The sequence below is a fragment of the Vibrio sp. 1S139 genome, assembly GCF_041439475.1.
Lineage (GTDB): Bacteria > Pseudomonadota > Gammaproteobacteria > Enterobacterales > Vibrionaceae > Vibrio > Vibrio crassostreae_C.
This window is the reverse complement of record NZ_JBGOOD010000032.1, coordinates 32,575-53,937: the sequence shown is the minus strand read 5'-3', so window position 1 is coordinate 53,937 and position 21,363 is coordinate 32,575. Positions and strand designations below refer to the sequence as shown.

Annotated in this window: 21 protein-coding genes and 1 pseudogene; 5 read left to right on the top strand and 17 right to left on the bottom strand. The window is 45.2% G+C overall.

What is annotated here, in order from left to right:
* Window positions 1–124: 124 nt before the first annotated feature.
* Together ACED46_RS12540 and ACED46_RS12535 are read right to left on the bottom strand one after the other, a co-directional pair.
* On the bottom strand, window positions 125–619 hold the full coding sequence (locus tag ACED46_RS12540; RefSeq protein ID WP_017058875.1) for a DUF2780 domain-containing protein: 495 nt from the start codon (window positions 617–619) through the stop codon (window positions 125–127).
* 134 nt (window positions 620–753) lie between these two features.
* Complete coding sequence (locus tag ACED46_RS12535; RefSeq protein WP_008220519.1) at window positions 754–1,374, bottom strand: FKBP-type peptidyl-prolyl cis-trans isomerase; 621 nt, start codon at window positions 1,372–1,374, stop codon at window positions 754–756.
* Window positions 1,375–1,587: 213 nt separating this feature from the next.
* Between ACED46_RS12535 and ACED46_RS12530 the strand changes: the two genes are divergently transcribed.
* Window positions 1,588–2,172 carry a LysM-like peptidoglycan-binding domain-containing protein gene (locus tag ACED46_RS12530; protein WP_017068022.1) on the top strand — a complete coding sequence of 195 codons (585 nt, stop codon included), beginning with the start codon at window positions 1,588–1,590 and terminating at the stop codon, window positions 2,170–2,172.
* A 59-nt stretch (window positions 2,173–2,231) separates the two neighbouring features.
* Here ACED46_RS12530 and ACED46_RS12525 read toward each other — a convergent pair whose 3' ends face one another.
* From ACED46_RS12525 to ACED46_RS12480, 10 genes are all read right to left on the bottom strand, one after another.
* The gene (locus tag ACED46_RS12525; RefSeq protein WP_017063713.1) at window positions 2,232–3,080 is read right to left on the bottom strand and encodes a DMT family transporter; all 849 of its coding nucleotides are present in this window, start codon (window positions 3,078–3,080) and stop codon (window positions 2,232–2,234) included.
* Entirely contained in the window at window positions 3,080–3,532 is a 453-nt protein-coding gene (locus ACED46_RS12520) for a GNAT family N-acetyltransferase (protein WP_371721576.1), read from the bottom strand. The genes ACED46_RS12525 and ACED46_RS12520 overlap by 1 nt, the downstream gene beginning before the upstream one ends.
* Window positions 3,533–3,589: 57 nt before the next feature.
* Complete coding sequence (locus ACED46_RS12515) at window positions 3,590–4,156, bottom strand: Crp/Fnr family transcriptional regulator (RefSeq protein ID WP_371721575.1); 567 nt, start codon at window positions 4,154–4,156, stop codon at window positions 3,590–3,592.
* 71 nt (window positions 4,157–4,227) lie between these two features.
* Window positions 4,228–5,982: a lysophospholipid acyltransferase family protein gene (locus ACED46_RS12510; protein ID WP_371721574.1), complete on the bottom strand. Its 1,755-nt coding sequence runs from the start codon at window positions 5,980–5,982 to the stop codon at window positions 4,228–4,230.
* 12 nt (window positions 5,983–5,994) lie between these two features.
* Window positions 5,995–6,432 carry a YHS domain-containing (seleno)protein gene (locus tag ACED46_RS12505; RefSeq protein ID WP_371721573.1) on the bottom strand — a complete coding sequence of 146 codons (438 nt, stop codon included), beginning with the start codon at window positions 6,430–6,432 and terminating at the stop codon, window positions 5,995–5,997.
* A 12-nt stretch (window positions 6,433–6,444) separates the two neighbouring features.
* Window positions 6,445–7,194, bottom strand: a complete 750-nt coding sequence (locus tag ACED46_RS12500; protein WP_371721572.1) for an NRDE family protein — start codon at window positions 7,192–7,194, stop codon at window positions 6,445–6,447.
* Between the two features lie 2 nt (window positions 7,195–7,196).
* Window positions 7,197–7,739: a hypothetical protein gene (locus tag ACED46_RS12495; RefSeq protein ID WP_371721571.1), complete on the bottom strand. Its 543-nt coding sequence runs from the start codon at window positions 7,737–7,739 to the stop codon at window positions 7,197–7,199.
* A 19-nt stretch (window positions 7,740–7,758) separates the two neighbouring features.
* A complete protein-coding gene (locus tag ACED46_RS12490; RefSeq protein ID WP_371721570.1) occupies window positions 7,759–8,892 on the bottom strand; it encodes a D-alanine--D-alanine ligase in 1,134 nt (377 codons plus the stop codon).
* The gene (locus ACED46_RS12485; protein WP_017071303.1) at window positions 8,889–9,476 is read right to left on the bottom strand and encodes a DedA family protein; all 588 of its coding nucleotides are present in this window, start codon (window positions 9,474–9,476) and stop codon (window positions 8,889–8,891) included. The genes ACED46_RS12490 and ACED46_RS12485 overlap by 4 nt, the downstream gene beginning before the upstream one ends.
* Window positions 9,477–9,761: 285 nt before the next feature.
* Window positions 9,762–11,738: a bifunctional 2',3'-cyclic-nucleotide 2'-phosphodiesterase/3'-nucleotidase gene (locus tag ACED46_RS12480; RefSeq protein ID WP_371721568.1), complete on the bottom strand. Its 1,977-nt coding sequence runs from the start codon at window positions 11,736–11,738 to the stop codon at window positions 9,762–9,764.
* Window positions 11,739–12,152: 414 nt separating this feature from the next.
* Between ACED46_RS12480 and cysD the strand changes: the two genes are divergently transcribed.
* The 4 genes and pseudogenes from cysD to cysC all read left to right on the top strand — a co-directional run bounded on the left by cysD (window position 12,153) and on the right by cysC (window position 16,397).
* The gene (gene cysD, locus ACED46_RS12475; RefSeq protein ID WP_371721577.1) at window positions 12,153–13,097 is read left to right on the top strand and encodes a sulfate adenylyltransferase subunit CysD; all 945 of its coding nucleotides are present in this window, start codon (window positions 12,153–12,155) and stop codon (window positions 13,095–13,097) included.
* Window positions 13,098–13,115: 18 nt separating this feature from the next.
* Entirely contained in the window at window positions 13,116–14,546 is a 1,431-nt protein-coding gene (gene cysN, locus ACED46_RS12470; RefSeq protein WP_017063719.1) for a sulfate adenylyltransferase subunit CysN, read from the top strand.
* 65 nt (window positions 14,547–14,611) lie between these two features.
* A pseudogene (locus ACED46_RS12465) lies at window positions 14,612–15,752 on the top strand (SLC13 family permease).
* Between the two features lie 24 nt (window positions 15,753–15,776).
* Window positions 15,777–16,397 (top strand): adenylyl-sulfate kinase, encoded by a 621-nt coding sequence (gene cysC, locus ACED46_RS12460; protein WP_017067555.1) that lies wholly within the window; start codon window positions 15,777–15,779, stop codon window positions 16,395–16,397.
* A gap of 163 nt (window positions 16,398–16,560) precedes the next feature.
* On the opposite strand, the gene ACED46_RS12455 is transcribed toward cysC, so the two are convergent.
* From ACED46_RS12455 to ACED46_RS12435, 5 genes are all read right to left on the bottom strand, one after another.
* The gene (locus tag ACED46_RS12455; protein ID WP_371721567.1) at window positions 16,561–17,469 is read right to left on the bottom strand and encodes a TIGR03899 family protein; all 909 of its coding nucleotides are present in this window, start codon (window positions 17,467–17,469) and stop codon (window positions 16,561–16,563) included.
* Window positions 17,470–17,983: 514 nt separating this feature from the next.
* Window positions 17,984–18,499: a DUF3299 domain-containing protein gene (locus ACED46_RS12450; protein WP_017058892.1), complete on the bottom strand. Its 516-nt coding sequence runs from the start codon at window positions 18,497–18,499 to the stop codon at window positions 17,984–17,986.
* Window positions 18,500–18,513: 14 nt separating this feature from the next.
* A complete protein-coding gene (locus ACED46_RS12445; protein WP_017058893.1) occupies window positions 18,514–19,773 on the bottom strand; it encodes an ABC transporter permease in 1,260 nt (419 codons plus the stop codon).
* Window positions 19,770–20,486: an ABC transporter ATP-binding protein gene (locus ACED46_RS12440; RefSeq protein ID WP_371721566.1), complete on the bottom strand. Its 717-nt coding sequence runs from the start codon at window positions 20,484–20,486 to the stop codon at window positions 19,770–19,772. Before ACED46_RS12440 ends, ACED46_RS12445 begins: the two co-directional genes overlap by 4 nt.
* A gap of 141 nt (window positions 20,487–20,627) precedes the next feature.
* On the bottom strand, window positions 20,628–21,350 hold the full coding sequence (locus ACED46_RS12435) for a DUF2796 domain-containing protein (RefSeq protein ID WP_371721565.1): 723 nt from the start codon (window positions 21,348–21,350) through the stop codon (window positions 20,628–20,630).
* Window positions 21,351–21,363 lie beyond the last annotated feature (13 nt).

Genomic DNA, 21,363 nt, shown 5'->3' with positions numbered 1-21,363 from the left:
AAAAGGTTACGACGTTCGTTTCGATGATTGAATGTGTCGATTTAAAGACGCTTACCTTCCACGCACAAAAAAGAGCACCGAAGTGCCCTTATTAGATTTCAAGCTAGCTATTAATAACTAACGATTATTGCCATATAGCTGAAAGTGAATCCATCAGGCCGCTCGTTGCACCTTGTGACTGCAGTGCTTGAAGAATGATGGGTGCAAATGTTGTAACCATTGATGGATCCATACCTAATCCAGAAAACGCACTTTCAACGGCACCTTGTGAGCTTAGTAGCGATGATAGACCAGTAGACTCAAGGCTCGACATACCCGGAATAAGTGTCGCGAGTTCTTTGTTGTCGGCTGTGCCAAGAGAGTTTTGTGCAAGGGCTAACATTGAACCAATACCGCCAACTGCTTGGTCGCTGGTAACAGAAGCTTGGTCAGCTACCGTATCCACAAGCGGTGTTGTTTCGTTCTGCTGAGACCACATATTCACTGCAGCCATCAGTGCAGTTTGGGATAGTTGGGAATAGTTGGTATCTGATGATGAACTGGTTTGTTCAGAGTCGCTAGTGCTAGCGCAAGAGACAACAGCAAGGCTGCTTAAAACTGTGATGAGTACTTTCTTCATTATTCGTCCTTAAGTAATAAAGTAATTTACTCTTTCACTATAAACGAAAAACGGCGATGTAGTCACATCGCCGTTGGATTATTTCAATTTTATTTACCTATAGTATTTTGTTTTACTAAAGGTTTTTATAAAAATTAAAGAATTGCTAGAAGTTCTACTTCAAATACTAGAGCAGCAAATGGTGGGATTGCAGCACCTGCGCCACGCTCACCGTATGCTAGATCTTGAGGGATGTATAGCTTCCACTTAGAGCCAACAGGCATCATTTGTAGAGCTTGTACCCAACCTTGAATTACGCCAGTTACTGGGAATTCAGCAGGTTGACCGCGAGATACAGAGCTGTCGAAAACAGTACCGTCAGTTAGTTCGCCGTGGTAGTGAACACGTACTTGCTTGTCTGCAGTTGGGATTTCGCCAGTACCTTCAGTTAGTACTTCGTACTGAAGACCAGACTCAAGAACCGTTACTTCTGAACGAAGAGCGTTGTCAGCTAGGAAAGCTTCGCCGTCAGCAGCAGCAGCTTTAGCTAGTTCTTGACGTGCAGCTTCACCACGAGTGTGTAGCTCTTGTAGTGCGTTGTTGATTTCGTCAACTTCGATAGCTGGCATGTCGCCAACTAGAGCTGTTGCGATACCAGCAGCGATTGCGTCAACGTTTAGGCCTTCAAGACCAGAACCAGCAAGTTGTTGGCCCATTTGTAGACCGATACCGTAGCTAGCTTTTTGCTCTACAGTTTCAAATTTTACTTCAGACATGAAAAGTCACTCTTTTTGTCAGTACGAAAAGGGTAAGAATACCAGTATTAGCAGCGTGAAGAAACGGCTAGTCCCTGATCACTTGCGCTTTACCGTGCCCAAATCACAGCCATGTCAATTTTCTCGCTTTGGGCCTTGTTGTGACGGAAAGATCTATACTGTTGGTACTTTGGTTTTTATACTGTAGTTATTCAATGTATAGGACGCAGTGGTATGAATCGTCGTCAAAAGAAAAAACAGAAAGTTGACCACTTAGCAGAATTCAAGGATCGACTGAATCAGGTCAAAGAGAAATTGAGTTCGATCGATGTGAAGAAAATGAAAACCTCGACAGCGCAAACTTGGGGTTCATTGCCGAAGTTACACCAAAGACTGTTGATGGTGATTTCTCCGATCGTACTGATATTACTTTTTGTGCCGCTACCAGAACCTAAAGTAGACACAGCTCCAACAACATCGCGCGTTGAGCTTGAAATAAACACCGTCGGCTTAAGCGAACAGCAAAATGCCAAGAACAGCTCATTAGAACCGAGTAACAAAAATTGGCAGGAGTACCTTGTTAAGCAAGGGGATACGTTAGCGCAGGTTTTTCGAAACAACGATTTGCCATTGTCTGACTTGAATGCGTTAGTGCGAATTGAAGGTGCAGATAAGCCGCTCAGTCAGATTCGTAAAGGCCAGCTGGTTCGTTTCAAACTTGCTGAAACTGGGCAGTTGGACATTCTTCAGCTAGAGAAAGGCGACACTTCGGTGATGTTCTTCCGCTTATCCGATGGTGGCTTTGGTCGCAGTAAGTAGATGAATAGTGAGCCTGAGTTAAAGCGCTTCACCAGACACAGATAAACGATAGAAAAGAGCTAAGCATTAGCTCTTTTTTTTGGTCGCTTGAAAGGGGCGAGTGGCAAGATGATAAGCATGATTCCGATAAAGGTTAATGTATCCGGAATCTCATCGAACCATATTGCACCTATTAGCGCGACAAACACCAATCCTGAATACTCAGCCAAGGCAATTTGGCTAGAGTGTGCTTTTTGATAGGCAGCAACCGCAAGGCCGTTGTAACTTAAGATTAGCGTCGCACTCAGGGCTATGTATCCCAAATGCTCCACAGACACTGGCTGCCAGTATAAGAAGCACAGTACTAATGAGGCTGGAATAGAGAATAAGGTTGTCCACCACAGCGTAGTGACCACCGTTTGCTCACTAGGAAGCTTTCTTACGAGTACATTAAATAGTGCTAGGGTGAGTGCTGTCCCCAAAGCAAACAGTGCCGCCCAATGAAATTGTGATGGCCTCAAGACAATCAATGCACCAATAAAACCTATGGTTGTGCCGATAACCTTGCCGAGTGCCGGTTGCTCTTTCAATAGCAACATTGAGAGCGGCAACATCAGTAAAGGCGCGACATAAAATACTGCGTTGGCGGTTGCCAAAGACAAGTGAGTGATCGCGACCACCATGCACCCACTGCCGATCAGAATTAACTGACCTCGAATGAAGGTTACCTTAGCCTGCTGTAAGCGCCGTTGTTCTTTTTTCTGCTGTAGCCACAAAGGGGTGATGATGACCAGAGATATCAACTGTCGGAAAAAAATATACTGTAAGGGCGGTACTTCGCCATTTAACAGCTTTACCGCTACGTCGGAAAGCGAGGCAAACAAGTTACCTGCAACCAACAATAGAATACCGGCAGTGATATTCGTCATTATTTTTCTAATCTCATGTCTATATGAGGAATGTCATCTTCGAGATACATATCCGAGATGGTGTTGAAGCCGTGGCTCGTATAGAAGTTTTCTAGGTGTTGCTGCGCGCCAATATCAATGGCCGTATTTGGCCAAAGAGCCTCGCAGCGTGTTAATGCTTCTTTGATTAATTGATGCCCCAAGCCACCACCTCTTGCCGATTGCTTTGTTGCGACTCGACCGATGCTGGTGTTGTCGTAAGAGGTACCTGGTGGTAATAAACGTGCACACGCTACCAACTCTTCATCAGCATAGCCAAGCAGGTGCTCAACACCCGCGAGTGTATCTTTACCGTCCAGCTCTGGATAAGGACAAGTCTGCTCGACCACAAATACATCGACTCTTAATTTAAGTAGTTGATAAAGCTGTTGTGTTGAGAGTTCAGAAAAAGGAATTGAGTGCCAAGTGATCATGTTTACATCCAGAGATTATCGATGCTATGAATGTACTATGCGTGATGATTGTTGGCATTAACTATTGTTAATTCGACCTTTAATTCTGCTCAGGCTGATTGCGGTGATTCCTAGATAAGCGGCAATTTGATTGTCATTTAAGCGCTGCTCAAGGTCGGGATAGTGCTCGCAGAACAGCTGATAACGTTGCTCTGGTGTATAGAGCAGCATGAAGCGTTCTTTGTTTTCCTTATGCATCAGCTGTGTTTCTAACAGCTTTAAATACAAAGGATTATTTGATGCACGCCACTCGATAACCGCATTCATTGGCAGCTCTAACATGGTGATGGGAGTCAGCGTTTCTAATAGGTAAGGGGACGCTTGGCTTTTTATCAGACTCTCAAAGCCGATGATCCAATCTTGTTCCCAATAGAACTCTTTACTGTATTGCTTACCATCATCAGTGAGGTAGCAGGCATGGCACAAGCCTTCAAGTACAAAGTAGATTGAACTCGCCATCTCACCTTGATTGATCAAGATGTGTCTGGTTGGCAACTCAAATGGCTTGGCGACAGCAACTAGAGATTCAATCTGGCTTTCAGAGAAGTCGAAGCTTTGTAGTTGTTCGATAAAAGAGGTGTGCATGAAAATAACCTAACCCAAATAAGTGCCGAAATCATCGCACTTATTTGGAGAGAGGTACAGAGCGGGATAAATCAGCGGCGTGCGTGTTGCTCTAGGTAATCTTGAGCAAGCTCTCTGCCCATGTATTTACCCAGAGTCTTCAGTGGTACCTTTTTAAGGTTCACCACAATCAAGCCATCCAAGGCATCATTAAACGATGGGTCGACATTAAAACACACCAGTTTACCGTTCATCCCTAGATATTGGCGCAGCAGTACCGGCAGGCCTTTACCTTGCTCCATGCGTGCTAACACTTTAGAGAGCAGAGGCACACTCGCCAGTGACGATAATAGATGATTCTGCCAGAACACATGACTGCTGGTATTGAGTGGTGATGAAGGTGAAACCAAGTTCGCCTTTTCCTCATCGTAGTGATGGATTGATAAGGTGGTCGCGATCAACAGACGCGCATTGTGGCTGTAATCATTACTGATACTGACTGGGCCGAACAGATGGGTATATTGAGGGTGACGAGAAACAAAAGTCGCAATGCCTTTCCACAATAGTAACAGGGAGTTCAGGCTCTTTTGGTAAGGTTTACTTACTACCGATCGCCCTAGTTCAATGCTGTTTTCTAACGTATCAATGAATTCTTGGTTGTAGTTAAACAGGCTACGAGAGTAAAGCTGATCAAGCCAGTGCTCTGCGATGAGTTTGTCGACCATACCGAGTCGATACGCCCCGACCAGTTCTGCCTTGGTTTTATTCCACACAAACAGTTGATGGTAGTAAAGGTCATACTCATCTAAATCACAGGCCAGCCCACTGCCTTCTCCGACTTCTCTAAAGCTTTCTTCTCTTACTCGACCAATCTCGCGCATTAAGTTAGGAATAGATTGGCTAGGCGTGCAGTAGACCTCGAAGTCCCCTTGCTCAAGTAACTTCATATCTTCCGGAAGAGAATCGACCTCTATTGCCAACACTTCTGGCGGAATAGGCGCAATCACTTGGGTATCAAAAGAAGGTGCGTGGATGGGCGTGCTCGGGCTGTCTTGTTGACTCATTAGATAGGTATTAAGTCGTAGGTAGTTGACGATATCCATCTCTTTTTCAAACGATTTTATCTCTGAATATGGAATCGATGAGCCAATCGAGATAGAGATAGTTGTCGCTTGTTTATTAAGAAGTTCACGCCCGAGTAGAGCGGTTCTCAACAGTGGATGAACACGACCCGCTTGATAGAAAAGCTCACTGTTCTTGCCATTGATAAAGATAGGTACCGTGGTGGCTTGGTGACGTTTGACGAATTTCGCTACCGACTTGCTCCACTCGATGTCTGTCAGTGTTTTTGCCCCTTTACGGTAGCTTGATACTTCACCTGCTGGGAATACAATCAATAGTCCACCATCAGCCAAATGACGATTGGCATCTCGAATCGCTTTGGCATTGGTGCGTTTCGATTCTTTACTGTTAAAGACATCGACACCGATGAAAAGATCATCCAGTTCAGGCAGGTGCTTAAGTAACTCATTGGCCAGCACCTTCACATCCTTTCTTACTGATCCTACGAGATCGGCAAGGATCACGCCTTCGATGGCGCCAAGCGGGTGGTTCGCCACAATCACGACAGGCCCTTCTTCCGGGATGTTTTCCGTGCTTCCCGATGCAACCGAGTAGTCGATATTGAGCGCCGACAGAGTGTAATTCATGAATTCGAAGCTAGATAACTCGTTTTTACGATCTTGGTAGAGTCGGTCTAGCTTAGATAGCCCAGTTGCCCACTCGACAACAGACTCACCTAAACCAAAAGGCGTGTAACGTGGTAAACGAAAAGGACTATCAATCATAATGAAATTACCTTACTTAATCAGTTGCGGCCAAACTTTATCGGCTTGTTGAATATGCTGTGCTTGGTCTTGTTCCCAGCGCTGCTTAATCTCTTGGTCGTAGTTGAGGTAAAGCTTGTTATCAACAATCGTCCATTGATGTGGGTCACTCGGTGCAAAGTCGCTCTTCGCTGATACTGCCCAAGCGCAATAGCCACCATATTGAGGGGCATATTTTTCAGGATTATTAACAAATAAAGTCAGATTCTTTTCAGAAGAGAAATACCCGTCCGCGCCTTTGTACTCTGTGCTGAACTTCTTGCTCCCTTCAACAGGCTTCCCAGACGTGAAATAAGCCACGGTATCGTAGCCATCGAGTGCCTTACTGCTAAAGAAGCCGGTATAGATTTCATCGGCGGCAAATACGTACGGGCTAACAAGTAGCAGAACCATGGTGAATAGTTTTCTCATGATGGACTCCATCTATAGATTGATTGCGGGTGATAAATCAAAGGTAAAGCGCTGCTGATTTATCTGACATGGTTTAATGGGTTCGCATGGTGAGCCGGGTGCATAAAACATAGAGGCTTGACCATGCAGGTTACGTAAGTGTGTAAAGCTCACGGTATGTGCGTCTTCGCGATGCATACAGGTCGCTAAATGAGGTTGCTCATTGTGATGGTGAGAGTGGAACATCAGTAAGTTCTGTTGATTCTTACCTGCCGCCATGAGCTGATCATATTTTGCTTGTCGGTAGGCTTGCACTCGCTCTAAATCAACACCGGATGAGAAGAGTGGAGAATCAGTGTCGACTATTTTCTGTTGAATACCATCCCACATGTAGGCGATAACCAGACCATTGTGTTGGGTTAGATTGGACGCGAAAGCTAGCAAGGTAAATGGGGCAAAAGAGTGTAGGTCTAGCTTGTGAAACGCTTCAGATAGCTGACTGATATTACGACTCGATGATAGGTTTTTAAGTAGCAAACCGCGGCTTACTAAAGGACCAACGGGCACTGTGCCTTGATAGTTATTGAGTAGGCATAGCGAAAGCCCGAACTCATTAATACTTATCCAGCTACCGCCGCCAGTTGGGTCGAGTGGCATGATGATATCGACACCGTTGACTCGATATTGTCTAGGTGGCATCGCCAGTGCTCGCGTCTTTTGTTCATCACGATTAAAAAAGACCTGATAACCATTTTCTTCAAGTAGCCAAGATACTGAACACATGATTATTGCTCCCTCAGATAGCTGTTGGTGGTTGGGGCATAACCAAAGGTATTGCAGGTTTCAATATCTAAGAAGGTGGTGAGCACTTTGATCATCGCATAGTGATGATTGGCATGCAGAGCAGCAAAGGTGACCTCTCTTTCTAACGTAGAAGGCAGGCTGGCGAACACTTGCGTATCCATTGAAACTTCGGTTTGGATCATGATAGGCGCTTCGAGATCTCGACGGTCTAATCGTTCAAGCCAGTTGATCACGTAATGGATCTCTTTCAACGCAATCGATCTGTCGAATTCGACGGGGTGACCACGACGACGAGTGTTGTAATCAACGGTCTCATCCTCTTTTAAAATCAAGGCGTGAAAAAGATCCAGTGTGTGACGAGTATGTTCACCGATAGAGCTTGTAACGTGTGGCTTTGCTCGTGTCAGGTAATCGCTGTCAGAAATCGCTAACAAAAACTCTAGACCCTGATTCAATATCTCTACCGCTCCCTTGATACTAGGAGAGAAAGAAGTAAGGGCGCTCGGTTGGGCTATGGGGTTCATTCATGATCCTCGTGCAAAGTTAGTCGGTAGTCGGATATTGTTGAACAAGACGTCGCTCTTCTTGCCACGCCGTAAATAAGCTCTTGAAAGAAGGGGATTGGTGGCCTCGTTGTTTTTGCTGAACGCCAATATCAAAAAGAATGCGATATTGCAGGAGTAGCGTAGAAAATATCTCTCGTAATGGGGTGTTGCGATCCCAGATATGTCCAGCCTCACTGCTTGCGCCATTGACCTCAAGAATCGTGAAATCCTCGCCGTTCATTAGGCTGTGCATGTCCTTAAACTTGACGTCGAGTCGACCAAAGTGAAAGCCATCGAAGTCGTCGAATATCTCATCTAAGCGTTCTGTTAGAGCCTGAGTGATGTATTGATTACCGTCTCGGAAGATACAGCCACGGCTATGGCTGCCTGAAAACGCGAGTTGGAACTCTTCGCCCTCTGCGAGCACTTGATCCAATTTATCTTGATGTCTCGGTAGATACAGGTGACTAAGCTGCCCAGCGCGCGGGCTATTTTCAATTAATTGTTTGAGTGTCGACTTGCCATCACCCATCACCATTGGCGCGTATTTGAGTGTGATCGAGATGATCTCACCTTGCTTTTTGTTTGGGTAACGAACATAGAAAACACCCGCTTCGGCTTGATAAGGCGCCTTTTTTTGCAGTAGAAAGCGAGCATTATTTGGGAAAGATTCGACATATTGCTCAAGTTGAACTTGGTTGTTGATCAGCTTAACGCCAACACCTCGACAACCAAGATCCGGCTTCGCCACGATAGGTAAATCAAGATCTGATTGTATGAGTGCGCTGCGTGCGTCTTCGGCTTGTTTTTTACTGCTGAGATCCGTTTTGGTTAGGGTAATAAACGGAGAGATCCAACGCTGACTCGATGATCCGGCAAGGCTCAATATCTCGTGCTTTGATTCGCCGACCATACCACTGAGTTTGATGCTTGGATTAGCGATGAGCGGAAGTGCCCAGTCAAAGTGCCGTAACCCTTGCATCAGACTTTGAATGACCACTGGCGTGTAGAAGAACCAAGTCGGAAGAAACTCATAAGGAGAGACACTGCGCACGGTATCTTTTTCAAGCAGAGGCATACCTGCATTAATTTGATGTGCGGGAATGATGCGAATATCTTGCGGTGAACTCATGATAGCCCTCTAGAGTAGGTTTTATTCATTAATCGATTGCCGATAAACAGCAAAACGATGGCACACGGGATGATGATCCATTGATATTCAGAGGCTTGCAGCCAGGCTGATGTCCCTAAATAGTAGATGGCAGAGAAGACAATGCCAGTCCAGAGCGCAGTTGCGCTGATGACGGCAAATAAGAAAGTAGGCAGTGGGATGGCGAAAAAGCCACTCAGAGTAAAACCAACGGTGCGTAGCCCAGGAATAAAGCGGATAACAAAAAGGCTGCTGAATGCGTTTTGGCGTAATTTGGTACGAAGCGAACGAAAGTACTTATTGGTGAGGGCTTTATATCGAACGCCTCGGAAGTAACGTCCTGATTTACCAAGGTAATAAAGACCAAGATCACCAGTGGCAATGCCAATGAAAATTGCAAGTAACGCATATTGCGGTGGGATGAGTGCTTGAGTCGCTAAACCAGCGGCCGTCACGATTGCCAGATCTTCAAGCAGGTAAGAAAGCGCGATAATGCCAAGCATCAGCCATAGCAGCGACTCCTCCCCTGAATGTAACCATGCTTGAATGCTCTCGACGGTGCCCATCAAATGTCCTTATCTATCCTATAGATGAATGGCTTACCGGCCATTCATTGAGTGTAGTAAATTAAATAGACAGGAGGAGCTCAGAAAAACTTACAGCGAATTGCTGCTTTTTTACGTTGATTGGATTCAATAGGTGATTTGAGGTGTGCGATATTAGGCGAAGAATGAGCAGGAGTTTAAGCTTCGAAAGCTGAGGCCTTACACTAAGAATTTAGATAAGAAAAGAAAAAGGCTGAGTTGTTAAACTCAGCCTTTAGAAGGTTAACTATTGATTACTGAAGTAATCTATTTAGTTAGGTCAATCTGGTAAACAGCGAAACCAACATCGTCAGTGGCAACACGTTTCATCGGGTATTGACCCTTCTCTTTGATGAACTCTGCTGCTTTCTCGCTTGGCGACGTTTCAAAGCGGATATCTAGTTTGTTATCTGTTTTGATTGGCGCAAATGACCAGTTGTTGTCAGCCGTTGGGCTTACTTGACCTTGCTCTTTGCTTACGCGAGAGATGTAGTTCGCCAGTACAGTACGGTTCTCATCTGGTGCATCAAATGCGATGAAGTCTTCACCCGTACCTGGGAACTTAGCACTGTACGCACGGTAGTTGTTGGTTGCGATCAGGAAGTCTTGCTTCATGTCGATTGGCTTACCTTGGTAAGTTAGGCCAACAATACGTTGTGAGTCAGGGTTAACGACTTTACAGTTTGCATCGTATTTCGCAGGTTGAGTTACGTCGATTTGGTAATCAACACCGTCGATAACATCGAAGTTGTAAGTGCGGAAGTTATCCCACTCGATCAACTGTTGTGGTGCTGTTGAGTTAACATCAACTTGGTTGAACTGACCAGCAGAACACTCAAGCCACTCTTTTACTTCATGGCCTGTTACCTTCATCGCGACTAGCGTGTTCGGGTAAAGGTACAAGTCAGCTGCGTTACGGAATGTCAGTTGACCAGATTCAACTTCAGTGAAGTTCGCTGGATCATTCTTACGGCCACCGGCTTTGAATGGTGCAGCTGCAGAAAGTACTGGCGTACCATCTAGGTCTGGGTCGCCTTGGATGAACTGTTCAACGTAATCTTTCTGCGCAAGGTTAACAATCTGTACTGTTGGATCGTCTTGCACTAGAGATAGGAAGCTGTACATCACGTCGTCTGCTTTACCAATCGGTTGGTTAACAAACTCACGAGTACCAGCGTGGTCTTTTTCTAATGCTGTTACGATGCCTTCATCAGCTGCAGCAAGCGATTTCTTCTCGATTTTGTCGTAGATAGGGCATGCTTCTGATTGGCCTTTAACGACTTCCCACTTACCGTCTTTTTGTGCAAGTGTTAGATCCATAACACCAACGTGGCTACCCCAACGACCAGGCATTACCGCCGCAACGCCGTTCATTGTGCCCGTTTCGTTGTCGATGCCTTGGATGTCATCAAAACCTTTGCCTGGGAACACAGCGTGAGAGTGGCCGAATGCGATTGCATCAATGCCGTCTACTTCAGATAGGTAGAACGTTGAGTTCTCTTCGCCATTTTTGTATGGGTCAGTTGATACGCCTGAGTGAGGGATAGCAACGATAACTTCAGCGCCTTCCGCTTTCATTTGAGGCACTAACTCGTTAGCCGTCTCAATGATATCGCGAGCGATCACTTTGCCTTCAAGGTTCTTCTTATCCCACGTCATGATTTGTGGTGGAACAAAACCGATGTAACCCACTTTTACTTCGTGCTCTACACCAGCAGTATCTTCGAACGTGTGCGTCTTGATGATATAAGGCGTGAAGTAGTGTTCTTTGGTTTCTGCGTCGTAAACGTTAGCACTGATGTACGGGAAATCAGCGTCGTTGATCGATTCTTCTAGGAACTCAAGACCGTAGTTGAATTCGTGGTTACCTAGGTTTGCAGCGTCGTAGCTTAGTTGGTTCATAGCTTTGTATGCAGGGTGAACTTCGCCTACTTCGATGCCTTTGTCTGCCATGTAGTCACCCATTGGGCTACCTTGCAGCAAGTCACCGTTATCAACTAATACGCTGTTGGTTACTTCGCTTTGAGCTTCTTTTACTAGAGTTGCAGTACGTGCTAAGCCAATTTTTTTCGATGGCTTGTCTTTGTAGTAGTCGTAATCCATTAGGTTGGTATGGATATCCGTCGTTTCTACGACACGTAATTTAATCACTTCATCGGTATCTGGTGTTGTTGTGCAGCCTGCTAAAGTCAAACCAAGACCCGCAAGTACAGCCAATGACAAAGGTTTCATTGCAACTTTCATTTTGTAGCTCCAAAGTGGATAGTAGAAAATTCGTTGCGTAATGTAACAAAATGGAATGAAACAATGATTACAACGAATGTTAATTCGTGACTTAGATTGATTACTTTATGGTGTTCTGCAAGACGCCTCCCAAACCTGATTAATCGATGTGCAACTGATATCGATAATATTAGTCCATTCATTTCACCTGCTTATCGATAAATTCAATCCCTTATCAGCTTTTCGAATAAAAAATGAAATTTTAGAATTTCCAGTAATATGAGAGGCTCGTCATAATGCCTATATCAAGGACGTATCAGGCAGACGAATAGCAAGGATAGCTCAACACGAAGCTTCTGTTTTCTTCTAGTGCCAATACTCCCATTCACTCAAGTGGATGAGTTAAATCCCATGCTTGGCAAGACCAAGTAATGAATTGCTCGTAACGCGAGCCTTAAAGGAAGCACTGAAATGGACCAAGAACGTTTAACCCACCTAAAACAGCTCGAAGCGGAAAGTATTCATATTATCCGTGAAGTGGCGGCTGAGTTTGATAACCCAGTGATGATGTACTCCATCGGAAAAGATTCTTCTGTGATGCTTCATTTAGCTCGCAAAGCGTTTTATCCAGGCAAGATTCCATTCCCGCTATTGCATGTAGATACGGATTGGAAATTCCGCGAGATGATTGAGTTTCGTGATCGTACGGCTAAAAAGTACGGCTTCGACCTTTTAGTACATAAGAACCCAGAAGGTATAGAGATGGGTTGTAGCCCATTTGTACATGGTTCTTCGAAGCACACTGACATCATGAAAACACAGGGCCTTAAGCAGGCGTTAAACAAGTATGGGTTCGATGCGGCTTTTGGTGGTGCGCGTCGTGATGAAGAAAAATCTCGTGCGAAAGAACGTGTTTATTCTTTCCGTGATAAGAACCATACGTGGGATCCAAAAAACCAGCGTCCAGAGCTTTGGAACACCTACAACGGTCAGGTTAATAAGGGCGAAAGCATTCGTGTCTTCCCGCTATCTAATTGGACTGAGCTCGATATCTGGCAATACATCTATCTAGAGAGCATCGATATTGTTCCACTTTACCTTTCAGACAAACGCCCTGTAGTTGAGCGTGATGGCATGCTGATCATGGTTGATGATGACCGTATGGAGCTGCAAGAAGGTGAAGTGATTGAAGAGAAAAGCGTTCGTTTTCGTACTTTAGGCTGTTACCCATTAACCGGAGCGGTTGAATCTGAGGCGAATACGCTAACGGGCATTATTGAAGAGATGCTGGTGGCGACGTCTAGTGAGCGTCAAGGTCGAGCGATTGACCATGATCAGTCGGGCTCTATGGAGCTGAAAAAGCGCCAAGGTTATTTCTAAGAATCTAAGGAAAGAAAAATGAATAGTGCAGTAGAAGCCGAATTGGCTGAACTAGGGATTGAAGGTTATCTAAGTCAGCATCAGCATAAATCTATGCTTAGATTTTTAACTTGTGGCTCGGTAGATGACGGTAAAAGTACGCTAATCGGTCGCTTACTCCATGATACAAAACAGATTTATGAAGATCAGCTAGCGGCGGTTCACTCGGATAGCCAACGAGTGGGAACGACAGGTGAGAAACCTGATTTGGCACTGCTTGTTGATGGTCTGCAGGCTGAGCGTGAGCAAGGGATCACGATCGATGTGGCTTACCGCTACTTCTCGACTCAAAAACGTAAGTTCATTATTGCTGATACTCCTGGGCATGAGCAGTATACGCGCAACATGGCAACAGGCGCTTCAACGTGTGATCTGGCGGTGATCTTGATTGATGCTCGTAAGGGCGTTCTGGATCAAACACGTCGTCACTCGTTTATCTCTAACCTGCTTGGTTTGAAGCATTTCATCGTTGCTGTAAACAAGATGGATCTTGTGGAGTATTCACAAGATCGTTTTGAAGAGATTCGCGATCAGTATCTAGAGTTTGCAGAAAACCTAGAAGGCGAAACCAATATTCAGATCTTGCCAGTATCGGCGCTTGAAGGCATCAACGTTGCTGCACCAAGTAAAGAGCTTGCATGGTTCGAAGGCCCATCTCTGCTAGAAGTGTTAGAGAACGTCGACATTGACCAAAAGCGTTCGGCAGGTGAATTCCGATTCCCAGTTCAGTACGTCAATCGTCCTAACTTAGACTTCCGCGGTTTTGCTGGCACCGTTGCCTCTGGCCGTGTCAGTGTCGGTGATGAAATCAAGGCGCTGCCGTCGGGTAAAACCTCTAAGGTTGCACGCATTGTAACTTTTGATGGTGATTTGGAGTCTGCGCAAGCGGGCTTGGCAGTAACACTGACCCTTGAAGATGAGATTGATATCAGTCGTGGTGATTTGATTGTGCTAGAAAACGCGCAGATTGAATCCACTAACCACGTATTGGCTGACATCGTGTGGATGACAGAGCAACCATTGCAACCGGGCAAAGCTTACGACATCAAGATCGCAGGCAAGAAAACCGTTGGTCAGGTTGAAACGGTTCGTCACCAATACGACATCAACAACCTATCGACTCACGCTGTCGATGAGTTGCCATTGAATGGCATTGGCTTGTGTGAATGGTCACTGAACGAGACTGTCGCGCTGGATAAATACCGTGAAAGTGCCGATACCGGTGGCTTCATCGTTATCGACCGACTAACCAACGTGACGGTTGGCGCGGGTTTGATTCGAGACCGTTTGGACTCTGTTGAACAGCAAGTCGGTAACTTCTCTGCATTTGAACTTGAGTTCAACGCATTGGTTCGCAAACATTTCCCTCATTGGGATGCCAAAGATCTAAGCCAACTACTGAAGTCATAAACGACCAAGTAACAGCTTATTGAATCAGGCGGAAACCGATCGTTTCCGCCATAAAGGACGGGTATATGTGGCAACAAGGATTTGTATTAGCGATTTTGCTCGGCATCATTACTTGCCTGCTCGTTACCCGTATTAAGCCAAGCTTTATCTTTGCTGGCGCGGCGTTTATTGCTTTTATGGCTGGCATGATCGACTTGTCGAGCTTGGCTAATAACTTCACTAACTCCTCGTTACTGACTTTAATTCTTCTGATCCTCGCATCAAGTGCGTTGGAGAAAACTCGCTTAATCAGCTGGGTTAGCCGCAATATCTCTGAAGGTAGGCTAGGTACCGTGGTTGCGAAGTTGGGTATTTCTACAGCGTTACTTTCTTCTTTTACTAATAACACCGCGGTGGTTGTTTCTTTGATCGGGGCGATCAAACGTAATCAACAGCACGCGCCGTCTAAGTTACTTATCCCTTTGTCATACGCTGCCATCTTAGGTGGCACCCTGACATTGATCGGCACCTCTACCAATTTGATCATCAATAGTTTTGTTGAAGATGCAGGTTTACCGAGCTTAAACTTTTTCACACCTACCTTGATCGGTTTAGCGGTTTTGGTCGGTGGGGTATTGATCCTTATTCCTCTTAGCTATTTTCTACCCAGCTACGATGATGGTTCTCAAGATGATCTGCCTTACTTTCTCGAGGCGCGAGTTGAGCCAGGTTCTCCATTAGTTGGCCGTAGCGTCAGTGAAAATAATCTTAGAGCTCCGCCGCCGTTTCCCAGTCGATATTGTGGTGATCGTGGGCTCTGCACTTTCTATTGCTCAACTGATGATTTCATCGGGTTTATCTGAGCGGATGGGGCTGATGTTTATGGAGGCGTTTAATGGCTGGGGCGTATTCGGTGCGTTAGTTGCTACCTACTTTATGACTTTGGTTTTGACAGAGCTGGTGACCAATAATGCGGCTGCAGCACTCTCATTTCCGATTGGCTACAGTATGGCAGTAGGTTATGGCGTTGACCCTATGCCGTTCATCATGGCGGTACTGTTTGGTGCCAGTGCCAGTTTTATCTCTCCATACGGCTACCAAACCAACTTACTTGTTTATAGCGTAGGTAATTACCATTTAACGGATTATCTGCGTATCGGCATTCCAATCTCGATTGTATATTCGGGCTTGGTGCTGACCCTAATTCCTTATTTTTTCCCATTTTAATGCTGTTTATTTAAAGGACTAATTATGACCGCAGTACTCAAACCCAAAGATGAGAATGTTGTGTGGCATCAACACTCGATTGATAAAACATTTCGCGCGGATCTGAAATCACAAAAGCCAGCCGTGCTCTGGTTCACGGGGTTGTCTGGTTCTGGTAAATCGACAGTCGCTGGAGCATTAGAAAATCGCTTGGCACAGCTTGGTTACCATACTTATTTATTGGATGGCGACAATGTGCGTCATGGATTATGTAGTGACCTTGGCTTCTCTGAGCAAGATCGTCGAGAGAACATCCGTCGTATTGGTGAGCTTGCTAAATTGATGGCAGATGCAGGCTTGATCGTGTTGTCAGCCTTTATTTCTCCGCATCAAGCTGAAAGGCAACTCGTGAGAGATTTATTGCCGGAAGGTGAGTTTCTTGAGGTGTTCGTCAATACTCCATTAGAGGTTTGCGAACAGCGTGACCCTAAAGGTCTGTATAAGAAAGCACGTGCCGGAGAGATCCCGAACTTTACAGGTATTAGTTCAGTGTACGAAGCGCCTCAGAACCCTGAGATTGATCTACCTGCAGGTGAGAAGACACTCGATGAATTGGTCGAACTGTGTATTGATGCGTTGGAGAAGCGAAATATCTTAGCCAACTGAGATCGTTGGTATGACTAAGGCTACTCAGCTGTTTATCTGTTTATTCACGACCGATAAATAGTGCAGCCTTAGTTTACCGAGACAAGAAACCTATCCTCTAGATTCTCTTTATTCCTCTCTATACTTCACTTTTTACACCGTCTATTTTAGCTCCGTCGAGTGTCTAGACGGTGTAATTCACACTGCTTTTCACTTCTGTCTGTACTGTGAATTTCTGGCTCAATAGTGCAATCAGTTGATCGTAATACTGCGTGTTTGGCTTGTTACCGAGCAAGGTACAAAGCTCATTGCCTGTAGGGCTGAATCGGTAGTAAACCAGCTTCACGCCTTTTGATAATGGTGCCAGTGACATGCTCTTACCTTGATAGGTTAGGTGCAGGGCTGGATCGAAATCAATATCTCCGGATTCTAATTCTGTGCCCAGAATAATCCCGAGCTCTATCAAGTGGAGCAAGCTGGAGTAGGGCAGGTTGTGCCCACCAAGGTTGATGGTGTTGGTGGTGTCCCTTTTGCCAAAGTTGAATAGCCCAGCATGAGATTTAAAGCCGAGTAAGAGCTTTCTGCTGTTATCGCTACCAAAGCTACAACCCAGTGATGCTGCCCTTTGTAGGGTTAACGCTTCTTTTGGTGTCATGTCTTTTAAGATTTGCAGTGCCTTCATCGACGTCGAGCCTGGGTTGGTGACTTCTCGTTTCAGTACTTGAGCCCATAGCCTCTGCATCGATGTATTGTGGATCTCTTGTGCCATGTCGAAGAAACGGTATAACCAGTCCTGATCCGGGTCTCCAGCCGCTTCATCCTTACATGAAGAGTGCGCCAACTTTAGAATCTGTTCTAGGTTCTTTTGGCGAAGCTCTCTACGTTTTTTCTCTCGCAATAGTGCCCGTTCGATAAGCGTACTCTCAGCTTTATCCTTTGGCTTGGCACTATGACTAATTAAGGAATCGAGGCCGAAGCTTTGTGCGATGTGCAGCATTCTGCTGGCACTGTCGGCAATATGAGGCTTTTTCTCATGCTTATGCTGTGTGTCGCTAGCATGCTCAATGATCACTGGCTGTTTGGTTTTTGACATAAGAGTACCGTTAGGAGACGACTCAAAACCAATCGTAGTAAATAATTGCTCAGCCTAGCTTGTTAAAACGCTTGATAACTGAGCTACAATTTTTGATTGTAGAATAACTACTTATCAAAAAGCTCCGCCTTGTTCTCAAGGCTTTTTCCTACGCTATTTCTGAACACTTACTTATTGTGATTGGTATAACTGTCTAAAATGTAACTCTTTATCTTATTGGTGGCTAGATTTTGCGAGCATAGTTGAAGGTTTCAACAAAATTTTACTTTTGTTAATGATAATAAAATGTTAAATTTGTTGTAATTCTCAAGGAGGAGTTATGAATCAAGTCAATGATAACAAGCTGAAGAAACAGCTTAGTATAGGGTTATTACTCGCGATTTATGTCGCTGTTCTAGCTTACTTATCTAATTACATCGCGTAATTCAGAAGAAAATTATCGTTATTAAACTGTTATTGAATGATCACACTCGTTCAGTGACGGCAGCTCATCCTTGAGCCACCCTTCTAATGACTACATGTCGTCATACTCTTCAATCGCAGTACCTTCAATAAGATAACCGGTTTGCGCTAAGTCATGGCTGATTGACTCAGTTTTCAGCGTTCCGACCAAATAGATCACATCCCATAACTGCTGTATTGGTGCACCTTTCGGGAACTTCACGTAGATGATTTGGTTCGGTGGCGGCGGTGGCACGTGGATACATGCGCCAAAGTACGGTACCAGCAGAAACTCAGTGATCATATTCTCATCACCTTCCAATGGAATCACAAAGCCAGGAATCTTCACTGTGCTGCCATTCAGCTCTGGGCGAACAGCACCAAGTGTCGATTGTTGAGGTTTGTCCATACTATTGTGGTCAACCATCGGCATACCAAATGAATCTAGCTGAGCACGTTCTGATTCTGGAATCAAATCAATCCATTCAAGTGTTAATACCGATTCGTCATTCTGAGTGGTTTCAGCGTGAGCTGTACTGATAAATGGGAACAGAAGTAGCCCAAGTATCAGTAGGAATTTGCGTTGCATCGTAGGTTCCTATTTTAGATTCGAATCGTCATGCCATCAGACAATGACTGGCGGTAAGCCCTGAAAGCGGGAATAAAGCCGATAATGATTCCAGCAACTTGTACCAGCATAAGCAGTTTCCACTCATGCGGTGTGATTGCGGATATCGATATGTTGATACCATAACTTTGTTGCACAATAGGAGCAACCACTGCGATCAGCGCAAACAGCACTGCAACACCTAATGTAATGCCAAGGAAGGTTAGCGCACTGGCTTCACTGATCAGTAAACCAAACACATGACGAGGTCTTGCGCCCATCGCACGTAGGATAGCCATCTCTCGACGCCTTTCTTGCAAGCTAGTGAGTAGGCTACTGAGCATACCCAATAATCCGGCGACAACAACAAACCCTGAAACAATCAGTAATGCTTGTTCTGCTACAGCCATCATTCCCCACAATTCGTGAAGCGCAATGCCCGGCATAATGGCGCTTAAAGGTTCTTGGCGGTAGTTATTGATTTCTCGTTGCAGTGCGAAGGTTTGGATCTTCGATTTAAGGCCAACCATCATCGCGGTAATCTGCTTCGGTTGGAAGTCACGTTGCTTTAGCGCTTCAGCATTCGGTGTGTGCCCGAGGTTGGCACCTGATTCCCAGCCAACATGAATTGCTTCGATTGCCTCTAGCGATACGTGTACGGTTTTGTCTACTGGTGTTCCTGTTGGCGCGAGTATTCCCACAATCTTGAAGGGCAGATTATCGTGACGGCTAAACGCAACATCACTGATACCGTGCGCAAGAATGATTTGATCACCTATTTTGTAATCTAGCTTCTTCGCGACGTCGGCACCAATCACTACGTCAAATAGCTGATTAAACTCTTTGCCTTGCTGAAAAGTAAGTGGTTGCTTACTTCCATAGCGATAATTCTCGAAGTAGCTATGGTTCGTGCCCATTACGCGGAAGCCTTTGTGTGAATCGCCCAATGAGATTGGGATCGCCCACTTTACTGCGTTGTGCTGGCTAAATTCTTCATAGCTTTTCCAGTCGATGTTGTTGGTCGCATTACCGATTCTGAATACTGAGTAAAGCAGCAGGTTGACCTGACCAGAACGGCCACCGACGATAAGGTCAGTACCTGAAATCGTATTGGCGAAGCTGCTCTTAGCTTCGGTTCTTACACGTTCCACACCGAGTAATAGAATGACGGATACAGCCACAGTGAGAATAGTTAGAATGGCTGTGGCTTTACGGTTGAGTACGCTTTTTAAGGCTAAGTGAGTAATTACTTTCATACGACAACCTTAGCTTGGTTAACGGTTTTTAAATCTATGGTTCGAGTGAACAACTTTTCTAGTGTTGGATCATGGCTAACAAAGATAAGAGTAGAACCTGCCTGGTTGGCTTGTTCTAACAACAGTTCGATAAAAGCTTCTCGGTTGTCATGATCCAAAGCCGAGGTTGGCTCGTCGGCAATAATGATTTTGGGTTGGCCGATCAAAGCACGAGCGGCAGCAACACGTTGTTGTTGACCGATGCTTAACTCGGTAACGGGCTTGTCCATTAAAGCTTGAGGTAGTTTTAATCTGAGTAACAACTCTCGAGCCGTCTCTTGTAAGCTTTTCTGGCTTTCAGCGACTTGCTGTTTACGTATCTGTGAAAACTGGCAAGGAAGCGTCACGTTATCGATAACTGATAGATAAGGAAGCAGGTTAAATTGTTGGAAAATATAACCAATCTGATCGGCTCTGAATTTATCTCTTTGACGAGGTGTAAGCTGAGTGAGGTCTTGATCAAGGATAGAGACTTCTCCTTGCTCAGCTTGGTTGATTCCGGTCAGTAGCCCTAACAAAGTTGATTTTCCACAACCACTTGGCCCTTTGATAAAAAGGTGCTCTTGGGCTTGGATGTACAGAGAGGGGATCTCTAGCGTTGGTGGTAATTCAGGCTTCCAACGAAAGCTGATATTTTCGAGTTTGACCACAAGTGATGAACTGTCAGAAGACATGCTAGCTCCAATAATTAAAGCGGTGTATCTACTGGACAGTAATTTGAAACATAAATTCACAGGAACACACCGATTTGAACAGCCAAGTAAGCGATGACTTACCTGGCTGTTTATTTTACGTTTAATCCGATCTAGGAGTGATTAGAATCGGAAACTAATACGCTCTGCGTTAAGCACTTCTTGTACTTGAGCTGTGTCTGTTAGTAGGTTCACCGTCATTTTTTCAGTGTTGCTGAACTTAGAGAACCACTGAGTGCTAACTGTGTCTAGCTTAGCAACATCTGAACATTCATAGTGGTACTCAACAGTGAACTCACCGTGGCCACCTTCTGAGTGATCGTGGCCTTCATGATCGTGGTGGTCGTGACCTTCGTGGTCATCATGATCGTGCTCAGCGTGGTCATGGTCTTTGTAGTCATCATGATCGTGTTCAGCGTGGTCATGGTCTTTGTGGTCGTCATGATCGTGTTCAGCGTGATCATGGTCTTTGTGGTCGCCATGACCGTGTTCCGCATGGTCATGGCCTTCATGGTCGTCATGACCGCCTTCTAAGGTGTTTGCTACTGACTTGAACTTCAGAGTACAACTCGCATTGTTAAAACTAAACAGCTCTTCTGGCTTGTTTAATTGTGCGATAGCCTGTTCAAACACTTTCTTCTGTTCTGCAGTTTTTGGAGCATGTTCAAACCCAACCACATCTGCGCCTGGAGCTGTTACTTCAACAAGCAATTCTTGCCCATCTTGCGCGATGTTTACTTCAACTTGGCCATGTACGTGTGCATCATGAGAGCGGAATTCTTCGTTAGCTAGAGCATTTGTAGAGACAGTCATGCCGATAACAACGGCTAAAAAAGTAGGTTTCATGTTTTTTCCTGAA

Excerpts from the sequence above, each read along its gene's own strand:
- ACED46_RS12445 (WP_017058893.1), bottom strand. The coding sequence starts at position 19,773 with ATGAAAGTAATTACTCACTTAGCCTTAAAAAGCGTACTCAACCGTAAA.
- cysN (WP_017063719.1), top strand. The coding sequence starts at position 13,116 with ATGAATAGTGCAGTAGAAGCCGAATTGGCTGAACTAGGGATTGAAGGT.
- ACED46_RS12535 (WP_008220519.1), bottom strand. The coding sequence starts at position 1,374 with ATGTCTGAAGTAAAATTTGAAACTGTAGAGCAAAAAGCTAGCTACGGT.
- ACED46_RS12505 (WP_371721573.1), bottom strand. The coding sequence starts at position 6,432 with ATGAGAAAACTATTCACCATGGTTCTGCTACTTGTTAGCCCGTACGTA.
- ACED46_RS12525 (WP_017063713.1), bottom strand. The coding sequence starts at position 3,080 with ATGACGAATATCACTGCCGGTATTCTATTGTTGGTTGCAGGTAACTTG.
- ACED46_RS12500 (WP_371721572.1), bottom strand. The coding sequence starts at position 7,194 with ATGTGTTCAGTATCTTGGCTACTTGAAGAAAATGGTTATCAGGTCTTT.
- ACED46_RS12490 (WP_371721570.1), bottom strand. The coding sequence starts at position 8,892 with ATGAGTTCACCGCAAGATATTCGCATCATTCCCGCACATCAAATTAAT.
- ACED46_RS12440 (WP_371721566.1), bottom strand. The coding sequence starts at position 20,486 with ATGTCTTCTGACAGTTCATCACTTGTGGTCAAACTCGAAAATATCAGC.
- ACED46_RS12510 (WP_371721574.1), bottom strand. The coding sequence starts at position 5,982 with ATGATTGATAGTCCTTTTCGTTTACCACGTTACACGCCTTTTGGTTTA.
- ACED46_RS12530 (WP_017068022.1), top strand. The coding sequence starts at position 1,588 with ATGAATCGTCGTCAAAAGAAAAAACAGAAAGTTGACCACTTAGCAGAA.
- ACED46_RS12455 (WP_371721567.1), bottom strand. The coding sequence starts at position 17,469 with ATGTCAAAAACCAAACAGCCAGTGATCATTGAGCATGCTAGCGACACA.
- ACED46_RS12480 (WP_371721568.1), bottom strand. The coding sequence starts at position 11,738 with ATGAAAGTTGCAATGAAACCTTTGTCATTGGCTGTACTTGCGGGTCTT.
- ACED46_RS12515 (WP_371721575.1), bottom strand. The coding sequence starts at position 4,156 with ATGCACACCTCTTTTATCGAACAACTACAAAGCTTCGACTTCTCTGAA.
- ACED46_RS12450 (WP_017058892.1), bottom strand. The coding sequence starts at position 18,499 with ATGCAACGCAAATTCCTACTGATACTTGGGCTACTTCTGTTCCCATTT.
- cysC (WP_017067555.1), top strand. The coding sequence starts at position 15,777 with ATGACCGCAGTACTCAAACCCAAAGATGAGAATGTTGTGTGGCATCAA.
- ACED46_RS12485 (WP_017071303.1), bottom strand. The coding sequence starts at position 9,476 with ATGGGCACCGTCGAGAGCATTCAAGCATGGTTACATTCAGGGGAGGAG.
- ACED46_RS12435 (WP_371721565.1), bottom strand. The coding sequence starts at position 21,350 with ATGAAACCTACTTTTTTAGCCGTTGTTATCGGCATGACTGTCTCTACA.
- ACED46_RS12520 (WP_371721576.1), bottom strand. The coding sequence starts at position 3,532 with ATGATCACTTGGCACTCAATTCCTTTTTCTGAACTCTCAACACAACAG.
- ACED46_RS12495 (WP_371721571.1), bottom strand. The coding sequence starts at position 7,739 with ATGAACCCCATAGCCCAACCGAGCGCCCTTACTTCTTTCTCTCCTAGT.
- ACED46_RS12540 (WP_017058875.1), bottom strand. The coding sequence starts at position 619 with ATGAAGAAAGTACTCATCACAGTTTTAAGCAGCCTTGCTGTTGTCTCT.